Annotated in this window: 12 protein-coding genes; 5 read left to right on the top strand and 7 right to left on the bottom strand. The window is 44.3% G+C overall.

All coding sequences use genetic code 11. The features are described 5' to 3' along the window. Nucleotides 1–10 precede the first annotated feature (10 nt). Nucleotides 11–1,414: a M48 family metalloprotease gene (locus tag V6M43_RS06150; protein ID WP_332733352.1), complete on the bottom strand. Its 1,404-nt coding sequence runs from the start codon at nucleotides 1,412–1,414 to the stop codon at nucleotides 11–13. Nucleotides 1,415–2,009: 595 nt separating this feature from the next. On the opposite strand from V6M43_RS06150, the gene V6M43_RS06145 reads away from it, so the two are divergent. The 4 genes from V6M43_RS06145 to V6M43_RS06130 all read left to right on the top strand — a co-directional run bounded on the left by V6M43_RS06145 (nucleotide 2,010) and on the right by V6M43_RS06130 (nucleotide 6,779). Continuing rightward, nucleotides 2,010–2,579 (top strand): hypothetical protein, encoded by a 570-nt coding sequence (locus tag V6M43_RS06145; RefSeq protein WP_332733350.1) that lies wholly within the window; start codon nucleotides 2,010–2,012, stop codon nucleotides 2,577–2,579. Nucleotides 2,580–2,587: 8 nt separating this feature from the next. Continuing rightward, nucleotides 2,588–5,446, top strand: coding sequence for a DUF711 family protein (locus V6M43_RS06140; RefSeq protein ID WP_332733348.1), 2,859 nt, complete (start codon nucleotides 2,588–2,590; stop codon nucleotides 5,444–5,446). A 408-nt stretch (nucleotides 5,447–5,854) separates the two neighbouring features. After that, nucleotides 5,855–6,385, top strand: a complete 531-nt coding sequence (locus V6M43_RS06135; protein WP_332733346.1) for a DUF4199 domain-containing protein — start codon at nucleotides 5,855–5,857, stop codon at nucleotides 6,383–6,385. Continuing rightward, nucleotides 6,342–6,779 (top strand): VOC family protein, encoded by a 438-nt coding sequence (locus V6M43_RS06130; RefSeq protein ID WP_332733344.1) that lies wholly within the window; start codon nucleotides 6,342–6,344, stop codon nucleotides 6,777–6,779. The genes V6M43_RS06135 and V6M43_RS06130 overlap by 44 nt, the downstream gene beginning before the upstream one ends. Nucleotides 6,780–7,010: 231 nt before the next feature. On the opposite strand, the gene V6M43_RS06125 is transcribed toward V6M43_RS06130, so the two are convergent. Genes V6M43_RS06125 through V6M43_RS06100 form a run of 6 tightly spaced genes read right to left on the bottom strand, consistent with a single transcriptional unit; the run spans nucleotide 7,011 to nucleotide 12,471 of the window. Then, nucleotides 7,011–7,505, bottom strand: a complete 495-nt coding sequence (locus V6M43_RS06125) for a hypothetical protein (protein WP_332733342.1) — start codon at nucleotides 7,503–7,505, stop codon at nucleotides 7,011–7,013. Nucleotides 7,506–7,513: 8 nt separating this feature from the next. Further along, on the bottom strand, nucleotides 7,514–8,803 hold the full coding sequence (locus V6M43_RS06120; RefSeq protein ID WP_332733340.1) for an agmatine deiminase family protein: 1,290 nt from the start codon (nucleotides 8,801–8,803) through the stop codon (nucleotides 7,514–7,516). Between the two features lie 41 nt (nucleotides 8,804–8,844). Next, nucleotides 8,845–10,224: a T9SS type A sorting domain-containing protein gene (locus V6M43_RS06115; protein ID WP_332733338.1), complete on the bottom strand. Its 1,380-nt coding sequence runs from the start codon at nucleotides 10,222–10,224 to the stop codon at nucleotides 8,845–8,847. 9 nt (nucleotides 10,225–10,233) lie between these two features. After that, the gene (locus V6M43_RS06110; protein WP_332733336.1) at nucleotides 10,234–11,562 is read right to left on the bottom strand and encodes a hypothetical protein; all 1,329 of its coding nucleotides are present in this window, start codon (nucleotides 11,560–11,562) and stop codon (nucleotides 10,234–10,236) included. 26 nt (nucleotides 11,563–11,588) lie between these two features. Further along, entirely contained in the window at nucleotides 11,589–12,152 is a 564-nt protein-coding gene (locus tag V6M43_RS06105) for a hypothetical protein (RefSeq protein ID WP_332733334.1), read from the bottom strand. A gap of 22 nt (nucleotides 12,153–12,174) precedes the next feature. After that, entirely contained in the window at nucleotides 12,175–12,471 is a 297-nt protein-coding gene (locus tag V6M43_RS06100) for a YqcC family protein (RefSeq protein WP_332733332.1), read from the bottom strand. A gap of 185 nt (nucleotides 12,472–12,656) precedes the next feature. On the opposite strand from V6M43_RS06100, the gene V6M43_RS06095 reads away from it, so the two are divergent. Continuing rightward, complete coding sequence (locus V6M43_RS06095; RefSeq protein ID WP_332733330.1) at nucleotides 12,657–15,713, top strand: sensor histidine kinase; 3,057 nt, start codon at nucleotides 12,657–12,659, stop codon at nucleotides 15,711–15,713. Nucleotides 15,714–15,717: the final 4 nt, after the last annotated feature.

Raw genomic sequence — 15,717 nt, 5'->3', positions numbered from 1 at the left:
GTATGAATTATCAGGGTAATTGTTTGTGCGATCTATAATTGACGCGTGCCGCCTCCGCCTCTTTTTTAAAATCGGCATTGCCGCCAAAATGCGGGTACTGTTGCTTCACGAAATGATAGTTGACAGATGCCAGCTCATCGAGCCGCACATTCTGCAGAAAAAGCAGCCATTCTTCATATTCCTTGTTGCGGGTGCTGCCCGGCAAATCAATAACTTTCCCCAGCGCATGATTTTTCTGTGCATCGTAAAGCCTGTTCAGGCAGCCCGCGATGGTAGTTGCCAGCCAGGCATTGCGCGGCTGCCCGCGGAATAATTGCAGGGCGTAATAAAGCGCCCTTCCATAAGCTTCTGCATCGAGGCAGTAAGCCACCAGCTCTGCATCAAAGCGATTTGCCAGAACCCCGAAGGTATCGGCGCTCACCAGGAATAATTGTTGCGATGCCTTATAACCTTTTTCTACCGCAGGCTTGAGCGCTGCTATGCGTTTACTGCAGTCGGGATGGGTTTTCAGTGAGTCGGTATTTTCTTCCAGCTGCTTCACCCTCGCATCGCGGGCTTCACTCATGGTGAGCGATGGCGCCCTGGTCCATCTTGCGCGGAAAGGATACTCGGCGAAATGAAACTGTTCCTTGAGCGCCAGGTTTCCGTTATGTTTTTCTTTATCGATGGCATCGAGAAGGGCGAGCGTGGAGAGTGATTCGCGGAGATCATAGCCGGTGGACTGCAATAATACAATGGCCATGGAATCGGCGGCGTACTCATGGGTTCTACTATGACGGCGGTCGGTGAAGGAGAGTCCGCGGAGCAGTTCATCCGTCCTTTTATTGCGCTGGTATTCAGATTTGTTGATATCCTTCAACTGCTGCCGGAATTCGGGGGCGTTCACTTCCTGAACATACTCGCGGATATTCCGGTTACTATGGTCGAGGCTCAGATGAGCCAGCTCATGGCAGATGACAAAGGCAGCCTGGGCCTCGTTCTGCAGGCGGTTAAAGAGACTGATATTAAAAGCGATGGTTCCTTCGCCATAGCTCACGGCGTTGGGCCACCAGGCGCGGGAAAAATGAATGGAAGGCTGCAGTAGACGCAGTTGCGGATTGGCATTTAGGATATGGTTTACCAGCTTTTGCAGGTAGGCCGTTGCCAGCGTATCAGTGAGGAATTGCCTGCCGCGGTAGATCTTCCCCAGGGCATCATAACGTTTCTGGTATTGTTCTGCCAGTTCTTTTTTATATGGATCTTTCAGTTGGGCGAGGGCCGACTGGTGTCGCTTCTCGAAATTTGCGAGCATGGTTTCTGCCGCCGCCTCGCGATGAATAAAAGGAAGGGTTTCCTGGGCGCTTAGCTCCATTGGCGGAATTGCCAGGCAGACAAGGGTAAGGGCGAAGATGAATTTCCGGGGGAGGAAACGCATCCGGGACAATTTTTTCATTGGATGCCGGGTAAGGGCGGCGGCAATATAATACGCAGTTTTGAAGAGTGGAATTTTTTGGCGCGAATTATTTCGTGGTTTCCCCCAATTGATTTCCTTACAAATCGGTTTTGCTTCCAAACTGCCTCACTTCCCAAACGCTCTCCTTACAAAATCGGTTTCGCTACCAAAAAAGGGTTTCTAAAAACCAGCATTTTATATTGACCTGTTTATGGAACAATGATCCCCCTTAATGATTCAAATATGGATCTATAAAAAACAAACTTTTCGGTAGTATAACCATTTGCTCAACCTGCCAATTGTAATAAGGCTGATAGAAAAACCATACCCAGGGAGCCCAAACCTCGTTTTCGGGAATATTTTATCAGAATAGCACTTCCCCTTATTATGTATTTAATTTAATCTGTATATTAACCTTAGATTCAAAAATGAAATAATGGCGGTAAAAGGTGACAAAGTGGCGATAAGGAGGGGATAAAGAGGCGATCAGGAGGCGACCACTATTAAGTTTACTGCCTTCTTAAGCGGAAGACAAGATAGACATGACTATATATAACTAATCAAAACCTATTTGAAAATGGCAAAGAACAAAGGAAACATCCTATTAAAGAACTTCTCTGGAAAGATCTGCGACCTGTTTTATCTCAAGAATGTGGGGGAAGACCAGTACCTCATACCAAACCCGAGCCGTAAGCGTCACAAGAAAAAGGAGGGGGAAGCCGAGAACCAGAATCGATTTAAAAGAGCCCAGAAATATGGCAGCCTCGTCATCAAAAACCCGGAGGCCAAGGCGTTCTATACTCCTTTCCGAACGGCCAAAAAAGCGGAATACCATGTTGCTCAGTCCGACAAGCTGATTCCGCCTGTTATTGATTCATATGACATCAGTGGTTATAAGGGACTATCTGGCCAGGCAATATTTATTATAGCCACCGATAATGTGAAGGTGGTAGAAGTTACGTGTACCGTCATTTGTCCGGCAGGCAAAATATTGGAAACCGGCAGGGCAGTAGAAACCGGATTTATAAACCAATGGGTCTATTACGGTCAGAAAGATCACCAGTTGGAGGAAGGAACCCGGTTGGTTTTGCAAGCCTTTGACCGCCCGCGTAATAAGGCCGAAGTTATTATACCGGTTATTGGTTAAGATGCCCAATGAATAAAAAATCACTTCTTCTCCTGTTCCTCCTTAGCTGGTTATCCTATGCACATGCACAGGAGAAGAAGTTTGATTTTCGTATCCGTACGATCACGGCTGGCGTCACCCTGAAAGATCTCTCCGATACCATCACCCTCAAGCAGGCGATTATCTTTTTAAGGCAGGCCAAAAAAACGTTTACAGATGCGGGTTATGAAGTGCAGACCCTCCGCATCGCTACGGCTAACCTCTATAGTTATATTGGGAATGGAAGTCTCATGGAGGCAATACCCTTTTTAATAGCGATTGATAAAATAGCGGTCGATAATGGTATTTCCCTTTCTGTTGGACAAATTTTACCGCCCAACCAATACCAGGCGGGGATCGGGCAATGGGCAGCGGCGCTGGTGAGCAACACAAAATCCATCAGCTTTAACCTCTCTATCTCCTCCCATGCCTTAAAGATCCACCAGCAATCGATAAAGGCATCAGCAGAAATTGTTCGTACGCTGGCGGCACTTGAAGGCGGCGAAGCAAATTTCCGGTTTACGGCAATGGCTAACTGTCCGGCCAATATTCCTTTCTTTCCGGCTGCCTTCCATGAAGGGGTCAATAGTTTCGCGATCGGATTGGAATCGCCTAACCTGCTGACGGATGCCTTTCTTAAAAGCCGGGGGGATGATACGCGCGACTTCCTGAAAGCCCACCTCGAGAAAAACCTCAGGCTGGTGGAGATGCTGGCGGAGTCAATAGGGCGCTCGGCCAACTGGACATACGATGGCATAGATGTTTCTCCCGCCCCCGGCCTTGATGGCTTTGAACCCGGCATCGGAATTGACGGCCTGGAGGATATCAGAAACCGGAAATCCATATTAAGCGGTGATCTGCAAAACAATGATGGTGGTGAAATTTTCAATGATAATGCCTTCCATGTGGTAACTACTTTTGGTGTAGGCATTGAAGGAGGACCACTTACCGTATTGGACGGTTTCCTGATCGCCGATGGTAATGCCAATGGCGGCGGAACCAACGAGTGGGGTGGAGGAATGTTCAATACAGGCTCCGGACTAACCATCAGCAATTGTGATTTCCGTTATAATAAGGGGGCCTCCGGGGCTGCAGTTACCAATCAAAATTCCTCCCCCATATTCAATAACTGCACGTTTTCTTTAAATACGGCCACCTCTAACGGTGGGGCAATCTTTAATCTATCCTCCGCCCCAAAACTGAATAATTGCGCTGTCTTTAATAATACAGCCGGCACGTATGGTGGCGGAATCTATAATTCAGGGTCTTCGCCCATTTTTACCAATAGCTCCATTGCTGCCAATGCTGCGAATGCCGGGGGTGGTGTTTCAAACAAGGCATTTTCCAATCCTTCTTTCATCAATTGTGTATTTGAGGGTAATGCGGCATCCGCTGCTGGCGGCGCAGTGGAAAATGACCAGGCAAATCCGGTCTTTACCAATTCAACCTTTACTGGTAATAGTTCCACTGGTTCAGGGGGAGCGATCCGGAATTACCAGGCAAATCCGGTTATCACTAATTCTATTTTCTGGAATAATACCGGTGCGAACGCCCCAGAAATTGATGATAACTATTTAAGCACATCCAATGTAACCTATTCCATAGTGAAGGGTGGTTTTGCCGGTACCGGAAATGTGGACCTGGATCCTGTATTTGGGACTGGAGTGAACCTAACCGCCTGCTCGCCGGCAGTGGATGCCGGCAGTAATGCGGCAGTTCCGGCAGGGGTACTTAAAGATATTAATGGTAATAACCGGATCATCAATACAACGGTGGACATGGGAGCGCTTGAATTTAGCAGTGCTACCACTTATACCTATTACCGTGACGCTGATGGTGATACTTTTGGTTCAAATACTCTTTCTAAAACAAGCTTCTGCGAAACGCCTCCAACTGGTTGGATTACACGAAGTGAGGATTGTGATGATGGGAATGCCGGGGTCAATCCTGGTATGGTTGAAATTTGTGACAATCAAATTGATGATAATTGCGATGGCCAGATAGATGAAGATTGTGGCGGTGGAGGAGGTTGTGAACTCGAGGGACCTTTATATCGTGATGAAGATGGAGATGGTTTTGGGAATCCAAACTGGATTCTTGCTAATCCAGCCTGTGATAATTATTATGGATATGTGTTAGACAATACGGATTGTAATGATGACGACGCAACCATAAATCCCAACGCCGTCGAAATTTGCGGTAACGGAATTGATGATAACTGCAATGGCCTGGTGGATGAAAACTGTGATCCTTGCGGCGTTTTCTCCAACCTCACAACAACCAATATCAGCTCCACCAGCGCAACCCTGAACTGGTCAGCTTCCACAAACCCCGATCAGTGGCAGGTACAGTATAAATCCACCTCGAAGGGTTCCAAGTGGATTGATGTACCAAATGTTGGCCCTGCAGCCCGCTCGGTGACAATCACCAACCTGAGCCGTAACCAGAACTATAGCTGGCATATCAGGGCTAAGTGCGGTAAAGTAATGACGAAGTATTCGGCATCCATTGAATTCAGGACCGCGCAGAATAGCAATACCAGTGCTGCGCTTGCTGTGAACACGCAAAAAGAGCAGGTAGCGCAAGCCTCGGCGCTGGTGGTCTATCCTAGTCCGGCCAGCCACCAGTTCTCTATCCGCATTAACCTTGGCACTACAGTGGCGGCCCCGGTTGCCATCCAGCTTTTCGATATGAATGGCAAGATGGTGCTGAATCAGAGTGCCGGACTGGTGAGTGGCATTCTTCAAAAGCAATTGACATTGCCTTCTTCACTCAGCAATGGACTCTACCTGGTGCGGATCACCGCCGATGGAAAAGTATTTAACAGGAAACTTATCGTGAACAAGTAAAATAGATAGTAGATAAAATAACAGGATAGCAAATAGTAGACAGGTGTGTAAAGTCTCGCTCTTTTCAGGGCGGGACTTTTTTTGTGCGATCCCGCGAAAAGCTTTTGCGTTCCGACACCCATCCAAACTGCAAGAGTAAGGGTTCGGAAAACAAGCATTTTATATAGACTCATATATGGAACAATACACCTCTTAAAGATTCAAATATGGAACAATAAAAAACACTGAATTTGGAAGGACCTTTTACACAGGGAGTTGCAATTTGTAAAAATATTCAATTCACTGGCAACCCATTGACCGGCTGCCCCTTGATAGTAATACCCTTTCAACCGCAACACCCTTTGTGATGCACCCCTTTAAAATCGCGGAAAAAAGCACTAACTTTTCTGCGGAAGAAACATTTACCATATGCAAAAGATCAAAATAGAGATCAAATGGGCACTAGTATTTTCAGCAGTAGTGCTGGCATGGATGGTGATGGAGAAGATAACGGGATTGCATGACCGATATATCGATTACCATCTCTACCTTACGAATTTGTTTTTGATACCGGCCATATGGATCTATGTGCAGGCACTGCTTGACAAGCGCGACAATTTCAATGGCGGCAAGATCACCTACAGGCAGGGACTGGTTTCCGGCATTATTCTTTCTTTATTCATAGCGCTGCTAAGTCCCCTAACGCAATGGATCACGAGCTATGTTATCAGTCCGGAGTATTTCCCCAATGTAATAAAGCGATCAGTGGAGATCGGTTATTACAAAACCAGGGAAGAAGCGGAAGCCAATTTCAACTATAAGAATTATGCGATCCAGAGCGCGCTCTGGGCTTTCATTATGGGGGTGGCCACCACCGCGATCGTGATGTTATTTTTAAGAACTAAAAATATTAACCATGGCAACGACCAACACCTACCTGAATTTCAACGGCAATTGTGAGGAAGCATTCAATTTCTACAAAAGCGTTTTCGGCGGCGAATTCAACTACCTGGGCCGCTTTGGCGATATGCCTGCCAGTGAGGACTATAAAGTTTCCGAAGCAGACAAGAACAAAGTGATGCATGTTTCCTTACCCATCGGTAGTTCCATCCTGATGGGAAGTGATACCGGCGGCGAGTGGGCACCAGGCTTTGTGCTCGGCAATAATTTTTCGATCTCCGTTACTGCCAATAGCAAAGAAGAAGCTGATACGCTCTTCAACGGACTATCCGATGGCGCTAAAATCACCATGCCCATGGCCAGCACTTTCTGGGGCGATTATTTCGGGATGCTCACCGATAAGTTCGGCGTGAATTGGATGATGAGTTTTAATGAGCAGGCACAACAGCATTAATTCGCCTTTAGCATCTCATCAATTTTATACACGGCAAAAAATATAAACAGCATGAGCAGAAAAGAGAATATAAGCATAAGCCAGTATTCTCTTTTTTCGCTCACAATAATTTTATCCGGTTTTTCGGGAAGGTATTTCACCGGAATGGTTTGCCCAATCCTATGCTTATTATGCTTTGTTACAAAATTAGCCTCATGATACTGACCATATAGGCTGCTGTTGTATCGGGTATCATTTATTAAATAATTGATTTATTTCGCTTTTGCTGAGCCGGGTACGACCTTTATCAGTAGAAAAGATGATCGCTTTTATAGGCATCAATCCCGTTGCTTTATAAACACTAACTTTTGTTTCACCAAGCGTGAATATTTTTATATAATCTTTATTGTTCCAGTTTTCCTTTTTAAAAAATGAAATCAGTATTTCATAAAGATTGTTGAGTGTATTACCGCGACTGTTGAAACCAACACTATAGAAATTTTTTAATTCCTTCCTCTCATCTTCCAGCAATAGAATAAATGTAGAGTCGGTAGTATTCACTTTATACTCAAGACTGGCTTTCGCCACACCTATATTTTTCACCTTGCCATACAATCGCCAATTTTCTTTACTTATAACCTGCTCTGTAAGTTGGGCACACAGGGCAGTTGGAATGCCCCATAGTAAACACACTAAGGCTATGCATTTTAATGCTGGTATATAGTCGGCAAATATGAATTTGGTCAAAGCTCGTATTATTTTCTTTTTGGCTGCTGTTGCGTACTGCAATGAATACCACCTCCCTGCCAGTTCTGCGACAAACAATTAATGAAGATGATTTTTCTTCCGGGAAATACTTTTTGAAAAATTGCTTCCACACGTTTTTCTTTTTCTGCTGAACTGCCAGCATCTGCATAGCCCGGCACCAACACCACACCATTACCCACGTGATAGTTCAGGTAAGTAGCTGCTGCCACATTAATAAGCGTGTCTCCCTCTTTTGGTTGTTGATCTGGCAGAAATGAACCAGGCCTTATTGCATTTTTTTCTTCAGGGCCTGGCTGTGTTTTCACATACTTTGGTCGTTCAATAGGATCGGGCATAGGCACTTTAATGATCCTGAAGGGTTTGCCATCCTGGTCGGTTGCTTTGCTTAGAATCTCATAATTCTTTCTCATCCTTTCATCATTCACTTTATTAAAGGGATGCGCATTTATTTCATTTTCATCAACCCAGGCCAATAAAATAGTATGAGGATCAGCAAAACGTACATAGTCATCCAAATGACCACCGGTGCCAAGAGTAACATATTTTCCAAAATGTAATTGAAACATATGTGAATCTTCCAGCAGGCCATCCTTCACCCAAATGATTTTGGACACACCCAATGCTTTTCTAAATCCTTCTTCCAGTTGCGCCATGGTTTTTCCGGAATTACGTTGCATGGTCAGCACTTCATTCAATAAAAGCGTCCCTTTCCCATTTACCTCTATGCCGCCGCCTTCCATGATAATGTCAGTATTAATGATTGGCAAATTTTCCTTGGCCGCCATCATACTATCAACCCGCGCTGTATTGGGGTTTGCAAATCTTTTATAATATACTTCAGCGCTATCGGCATTGTTATTATATTTTTTCAGTAGCCAGTCTTTCACCGCATACATATTCCAGCTAAAATCCAATACAGCTAACTCGCCTTTTTCATTTACCAGGTAAGTAGCACCATGGTCGCGAATCCAGTAACGCTCGCCCGGCATTGTATAGAAGGTAATGGAGTTTGTGTCAATGCCTCCTTTGCTTAGCACAAGTTTTGCCGTGGTCAGCAACGAATCGTTATCTGCTGCCAGTTTTATTTTTGTGGTGGGAAGCAGGGCTTTTATCATTTCAATAACGGGGGGATGAGCAGAACTGTCTTCTCCCACCCAGCCAAACCATACGGCATCCTGGGCCTCCCATTCGGCCGGCATATAAAAAGCTGAAGATTTTTCTTTGCTTTTGCAGCTAAAAATTAAAGCAAGCAGGAATAATGTGGTTAAAAATTTCATGTTTAATTTATAAAGCTTTATCCCACGAAAATATAGAGTAATTACTCTTTAATAAATTTTCCGGTGTATCTCCATTCTCCGGATTCAATCACCAACTGGTACATACCCGCTGCCAGTGATGGAAGATCAATCCGCTGCGCACTGTAAGAAGTCTTCCTTTTCAAAAATTGCCGGCCCTGCATATCATAGATGCTTATATGCATTTCACCAAGGTTGAGATCGCCCGTTTGCACATAAAGGTAACTACCTGTTTTTTGCGTGGGATAAAGATTTTTAATGAAAATTTCCAGCGCTTCAGGTTTAATGGTGATGACTTTGGAATATGCAGATCTGCCATCCCTATCCACTTGCTTTAAGCGGTAACTGATAGGTCCCTTGTTCGCATCTGCCGGGTCTTTCCATTTATAAGAAGTTGGCGATTGTGCATTTCCATCAGCATGATTTGAATTTTTAACACCCACGATAGAAAAATCATTTTCGTTGCTGTACTTTCTTTCAATATTAAAATAGCGGTTATTATACTCGGCAATGGTTGTCCAGTCTAACAAGGCAGCATTATTTTTCCATCGGCCCGATAATTTCAATCCTCTTACCGGTAAGGCATTACCAATGGAACTCAGGGTCCATCTTGAAAAACCGGGAATGCCTGTTTTCTCCACATAATTCATTGCAATATCCCTGCTGGTAAATCCTTCTTCGGTCCAGTCGCTGTTATTAATGCTCTTCCATAATACAAGGCTGTTTTCATCGAGCCCATTGAGTTCCGCATTGAAATATTGTATTCTCAGCGTTGCATCCAATGCTGTATTGTTGGCTGGTATAATATCATAATAACGTAAAATAGAATTGCCGGTACCACTTCCACTTATCTGGGATTGATGTCCGCGCCTGATAGTGGTAAGTCCCATGTTTTGGGCTGAACTTATGGTAGCACCCAGGTTACCTGGATTTACTGACTGCGGATTATTCAGCTGCATAGAGAGCTGTACATATCCATTAACTCCAGTGATACGACTGTTCTCTGATTCGTTCTGCAAAGATGCATTGCCAAACAGGCTGATGTTATGGTTATTGAGATTTATCAGTCCGGAAGTGAATCTAATAGCGCCACGGATCTGCAGATCCTGCTCCAGCAGCAAGGAACTGCTATTGGCTTTTGCCATTTCCAGTTCATCAAAGCTTGATATACGGCTGCCCCCGATTCTATTATTACCGCTTCCGCTGAAAATAATCCTGCCATCGCCCGCTGCGGCGTTAAATTCACCGTCGTTGATGAGATCCATATCAGTTAGCGTCATTACAACACCGGGAGAAAGTTTTACTGTGGTGCCGCTTTGGATCCTGATACTTGTTTGAGAAAACGATCGCGACGCTATACACAGCGCAAGTATAATGATTGGAAATAGTTTTTCTTTTGACATACACCTGGTTTATGGCTTATATACAACAAAGCTGAATGGACAATCGAATGCTATGCTGTCTTTTAATCCTGGGTCCCATCCGCCAGTATCGATCTGAAAAGTATTGGCATCAATTATTCGCCATGTAGCATTACCGTAATCGCCGGAATTCATTGCAGTTACTACAACGCATGCATTAGTACCAACACCTGAACAAGTGATTGTGTACCTGCCAAGATCCCACCCCATACTAACGGAGAAGTTACCGCTTCCACTTCTGATAGTACCGTTTCCATCTACAACGCCGTAGGCATAAGGGGCTAAATTAACTGATCCTGTATTGAACCGCCGTAACTCGCCCCCGAAGCTTATACTGCCTTCAGCCTCCATATTTGCGCGAGAAATCACGCTACCTTCACTGAAAATAATTCCATTCACATGCAAAGGCGTAAGCGGGTCTTCTGTGCCTATACCAACATTACCATTTGTAGCCGTAACAATCCTGTTAACCCCGCCAGTGCGAACAATAAACCTGCCGGCATCATTTTCTGCATTTGTTCCCAAACGCAGATCAGCACCCGACATCTGAATAAAACCCACCCTGTTTTGCGCATTCGATAATCCGGTAGTGAATTGCAATATTGGATCAGCAACTCTGTGTATGCGCAATTGCTCAGTACCACCCGATATATGCAGTTTTGCCTCAGGTCCCGGCGTTCCGATTCCTACATTGTGATCGGTACTGATGGTAAGGTCATGCGTAGGCGTACTGCCGGTATAAAACCGAAGGAAATTGGAATAATTTAAAGTATCCACATATTCTATTTTGCCCAATACCGTTCCCGTGGAGCGAATAAACTGAATGCCGGGCGTATATCGGTTCACGATGAAATTTCCACTTGGTCCCGCCTGGCTGGTTTCCATCCGCAGCAGCCTGCCGCCGCCAGTTAGTTTCAGGTTGCCGTCCACATCCAGCTTCTCAAAGGGTGTATTGATACCAACTCCCACATTGCCTGTGTTTTTATTGTAGATAGCATTGCTGGATGTTTCCCATTGACTATCTGAATTGCCACCTCCTTTTAATTCTTCCCAACTTGTTCCATTATAAAACCAGAAACTGCCTGTGGTATTATCAAAAACCAATAGCCCCGTTGCCACGTTAGAAATAGCTGTTCGCTGGGCAGTTGTCATCCGCGGAATTAAAATCCCCTTTTCCGTACTTTGTATATCCAGCATTGCACTGCTGTGCGGGGTATTGCCGTTTGTATTAATGGCCACACCGGGCTGTTGGGCATGAACAATCTTTGTAGTTGCCAAAGAAGCAAAGCCAATTAAGGTGATGAAAAAATACTTACGCATAGTTTTGTTTTTTGCAGTTAGAATGATCAGGGCATGAAGAAGAACAACTGTTTATTTTTCTTAAACCGTACACTCGAGTGGCTTGGATCAGGCGGAGCAACATCCGCAGCACGGGTTATAAGATAATATCCCCTTTTGTATTTTGATTCGAGATAGAAATTCTGGTCTGTACCACTGGTGCGCAGGAAAACACTTTTTTCATTTGGGGTATCATTCATGTCGATCGAGTATTCATCATTGGTTGGATAAGGATCGTCTTCAAAACTTAAATACTTGCCAGCATGATTTACCAGGTGCCAGTTATTATCACCCGTAGTTACCAGGGTCCAGATATCCCTTGGCCTGGTAACAAAACTTCCTATTGCTGTGTAAGAATAGTCGCGGATATTATAGGAACCACCACTCTGATTTGATCCGATACAGATGGTATCCGGATTGGGGTAAGCCACTTCATTCGACTTTATTCCGATCGTACAAAGAAAGCCTGTTGTCCGGAGGTTGGCAGGTTCTTCATTTTCATTATCATTCTCTTTGCTACATGCTGCAAGGCTGATAATAGCAGCCAGTATCGGCAGGATCTTCCATTTCATAATTAAGGTTTATTTTCTTTTTTTATAAAGCATCCAATTCAATTAAAAGAGATACGATTGCGGGGTTCATATTTTTTTCACTGGCAAATTTCTTTGCCTGGATTATGATATGGTTTTCATTAATGCCTGCTTTATTCATCAGCCGGTTGGGCAGGTAAACAAATTGCAGCCATTCAAAAAAATCCGGTTCGGCCACACAGTGTTGCTCGCCTCCATATTCTGTTACCCATGCTGGTTTTTCCTTACGCCACAAGCCAGCTTTTTTCATTTCAGCCGCCAGCTCTTCTATTTTTTCTTTTATTTCGGTGCTGCCGTTCATCGGTTGGGTTTAAAAAGGAGGTCTTCAATCAGGAGGGATTTTATAAAAAGCGCGTGGGGATGGATGTTATCCGGTTTAAAAGTATATTGGCAGTAGTAGAAAATCATTCTTATTGAGAGAACGGCTGCAATGGTTTAGGAATCGGGCATTTTTAGCCGCCAATGAACTATATTTTTACTGCGAATTTGAATAAGTACAGATCATACTTTATCAACGCTTTCTTCTTCCTCTTTAGCTGCATGCAGCTGCGGGGACAGCCTTTGTTTTTTCGCAACCTCGGCGAAGCGGAAGGGATAAACTCCGGGAATATATCACATGCCATCATTGACAAGAACGGGTTGATCTGGATAGCAACGCTCGACGGACTTTTTCTTTTCGACGGATATGGGGTGCAGCAATTTAGCAGGGAAACGAATCCGGGTTTACCCGACAATGATATCAATTACCTGTACTGCGACAGTCGCAACCGGATCTGGATGCAAACGGGCGCAGGCGTTATGATGATAGATGAGGATCGCAGGCTGCAAACCATTAATATACCCGGGAATAAAGATCCGGGTGTAATCGACCGCCGGGTTTTTGAAGTAAACAAAATAGGAATGATAGCCATCAATGCAGATGGCGCTTATATTTCTACAAATGGCTTTTCCGGATGGCAACCGTATAGCTGGTTGAACAGCATTCTCAAAAATGACAGGACGGTTTCGGTGACAGATTGGGATGACGAATCCAAACTTATTTCCGTCCGGAATAAAAGAATATTGCTGGTTAATTTCAAGCAACAAAAACTCCTGCTCAACTTTGAATTTCCAGGAGCATTAGGTATATGCAGGATCAACAATGATGAAATACTGGCCGGCACAGACAGAAGCTGGAGAGTGGTTCGCATCAGCGTTTCCCGGAAAAAGATCATTAAAGAATACCTTCCTCCAAAAGATAAAAGCGGGAAATCATTACTCTCTGCTACAACACTGATGCATAAGGCCAGTGATGGAAATATTTATATCGGAACCCGCTCAAACGGACTGCTGCGCTTTCATCCCGCCAGTGAAAGATTCGACTATTTTCAACGGGAACCCCTGAACGAAAATTCCATTCGCAGTAATTCGCCCACCTGGGTCTCTTGTGATGATAAAGGTATGCTGGTAACCACCGCCCGTGATGGCGTGAGCTATTCCAACGTTAATTACCCGGTATTGAATCAGCAGAACTATTTTAAAGATGGTAGGGGTAATATCATTCATGAACCCGTTACAGGCATCGTTACAGCCTCCGATAGTATTGTTTATCTAACCACTGCTAAAAAGCTTATCAGATGGAACAGGGTTTCCGGACAAAGCTTTGTACTCAGGGACATGGCCAATGAGGAAAACAATGATCTGTATAATTCCATGCCGGGTACAGTGGTAATAGATGATGATCAGCATTTGTGGGCTGGCTTCAATGGAGATGGCATTATTGTGTATAATAAATCGGGACAGCCAATAAGGCATCTGAAAAATGAACTGCCGTCTTCCGCAGTAAGAGAACTCAGGTTATTAGATAAAGACCGGGTAATTGTTGGTTGTGAAAATGGTCTTTTCATTATTAACAGGAAGAATTATGCCGTTGATAGTATGTTGGAAGATCATCCTGCCCTGGGTGCCCTGTTGAAGAAAAGAGTGGTGGACATGGTGAGCAGGGGAGATGAATTATGGTTAGCCATATCACCAAGGGGAGGGTTATATCACTATAATTGGTCAACGAAGAGATTAGAAACCTATACCACAGAGAACGGGCTGATAAGTAACCGCGTTTATTGCGTTGCTATTGATAAGTTGGGTAATACGTATGCTGGCACCCGGGAGGGACTGAGTATTATTGATAGCAGTGGCGGGATAAGAAATATTGACAAGAGCTCTGGATTGCTAAACATCAGGGTTGATAACCTGCTGGCAGATGATGAGGGGAATATCTGGTTTACTAATAGCAATAAGATATGCCGGTATAATCCTTACAACAGACAGTTCAGTTATTTTGATGAACACAATGGTATCAGCAATGCGGCCTTTGTAACCGGTAGCTCACACAAATCTGCCAATAGCGAAATTTTCTTTGGCACCTCATCCGGTCTCATCCATTTTGAACCTGGTAAAATAAAGCCTTACCGTGATTCTTTAAGGCTTTATATACACCGCACTGTTGATGGAAAAAATTTTATTCGTTGCTACGAAGACAGTCTCCTGCATTTCAAATACAATGAAGGGAAGATAATTTTCCAGGTGTCCGCTTCAGATATACTCGGCAACCAGCAGATATATTATCGCTACAAGTTAGAAGGGCTTGATACAGGCTGGTCGGTGCCAACACATATCCGCTCCATTTCTTACAATCTTTCTCCCGGCCAGTATAAACTTAAAGTACAGGCTAGTTATGATCTTATAAACTTTATACCTTCTGAGGATACGATTTCTCTGGAGGTGCAAAAAGCATTCTGGCAAACTACTGGATTCCTTATTGCGATATTTGGCTTTGTGGCGCTGCTGTTATGGCTGGCCTATCAAAACCGGATAAAAGCAATAACCAGAAAATCGCAGTTTCAGCAACAGGTTGCCGAACTGGAAGCCAAGGCGCTGCGGGCACAGATGAATCCACACTTCATTTTTAATGCGCTGAATGCAATACAGGAACTGGTGATAACCGAAGAAACAGACAAAGCCTATGAGTATTTATTAAAATTTTCGCGTTTGCTGCGGTTGGTGCTCAACAATTCAGAAAAGAACACCATATCACTGGGTAGTGAACTGGAGATGATACAGCTCTATCTATCGCTGGAGAGTTTGCGCTTCCGGCAAAGTTTTTCCTACACCATTGATGTTGATAAAACGATTGATATGGAAGAGACAGAGATACCCGGACTTATTGTACAGCCATATATTGAAAATGCTTTATGGCATGGGCTGCGTACAAAAGAAGGTGCCAAAACCCTGGCATTACGTTTCTTCCTTAAAGATGACGCATTATATATTGAAGTGGAGGATAATGGCATTGGCCGTGAAGCAGCTGAAAGAATAAAGAAAAACAAACTGGGCAGTGATCAGTTTGAATCAAAAGGAACTTTGCTCTCGGCGCAGCGGATCGGGGTTTTTAGCACCCGGATGGCAAAGAAGGCGACAGTAAAAACGATCGACCTGCTAAATGATAGAGGAGAAGCCATCGGAACCAGGGTGGTCATGGAATTTCCACAATTACCCGGCAATTAAAAAA

This window comes from Flavihumibacter sp. (assembly GCF_036676075.1).
Classification (GTDB): Bacteria; Bacteroidota; Bacteroidia; order Chitinophagales; family Chitinophagaceae; genus Flavihumibacter.
Note: the sequence above shows the minus strand (reverse complement) of the source record. Positions and strands in the feature narration are given on the sequence as shown.

Bases quoted from the DNA above. Each gene is read 5' to 3' on its own strand.
- V6M43_RS06150 (WP_332733352.1), bottom strand. From the start codon at position 1,414: ATGCGTTTCCTCCCCCGGAAATTCATCTTCGCCCTTACCCTTGTCTGC.
- V6M43_RS06145 (WP_332733350.1), top strand. From the start codon at position 2,010: ATGGCAAAGAACAAAGGAAACATCCTATTAAAGAACTTCTCTGGAAAG.
- V6M43_RS06140 (WP_332733348.1), top strand. From the start codon at position 2,588: ATGAATAAAAAATCACTTCTTCTCCTGTTCCTCCTTAGCTGGTTATCC.
- V6M43_RS06135 (WP_332733346.1), top strand. From the start codon at position 5,855: ATGCAAAAGATCAAAATAGAGATCAAATGGGCACTAGTATTTTCAGCA.
- V6M43_RS06130 (WP_332733344.1), top strand. From the start codon at position 6,342: ATGGCAACGACCAACACCTACCTGAATTTCAACGGCAATTGTGAGGAA.
- V6M43_RS06120 (WP_332733340.1), bottom strand. From the start codon at position 8,803: ATGAAATTTTTAACCACATTATTCCTGCTTGCTTTAATTTTTAGCTGC.
- V6M43_RS06115 (WP_332733338.1), bottom strand. From the start codon at position 10,224: ATGTCAAAAGAAAAACTATTTCCAATCATTATACTTGCGCTGTGTATA.
- V6M43_RS06110 (WP_332733336.1), bottom strand. From the start codon at position 11,562: ATGCGTAAGTATTTTTTCATCACCTTAATTGGCTTTGCTTCTTTGGCA.
- V6M43_RS06105 (WP_332733334.1), bottom strand. From the start codon at position 12,152: ATGAAATGGAAGATCCTGCCGATACTGGCTGCTATTATCAGCCTTGCA.
- V6M43_RS06100 (WP_332733332.1), bottom strand. From the start codon at position 12,471: ATGAACGGCAGCACCGAAATAAAAGAAAAAATAGAAGAGCTGGCGGCT.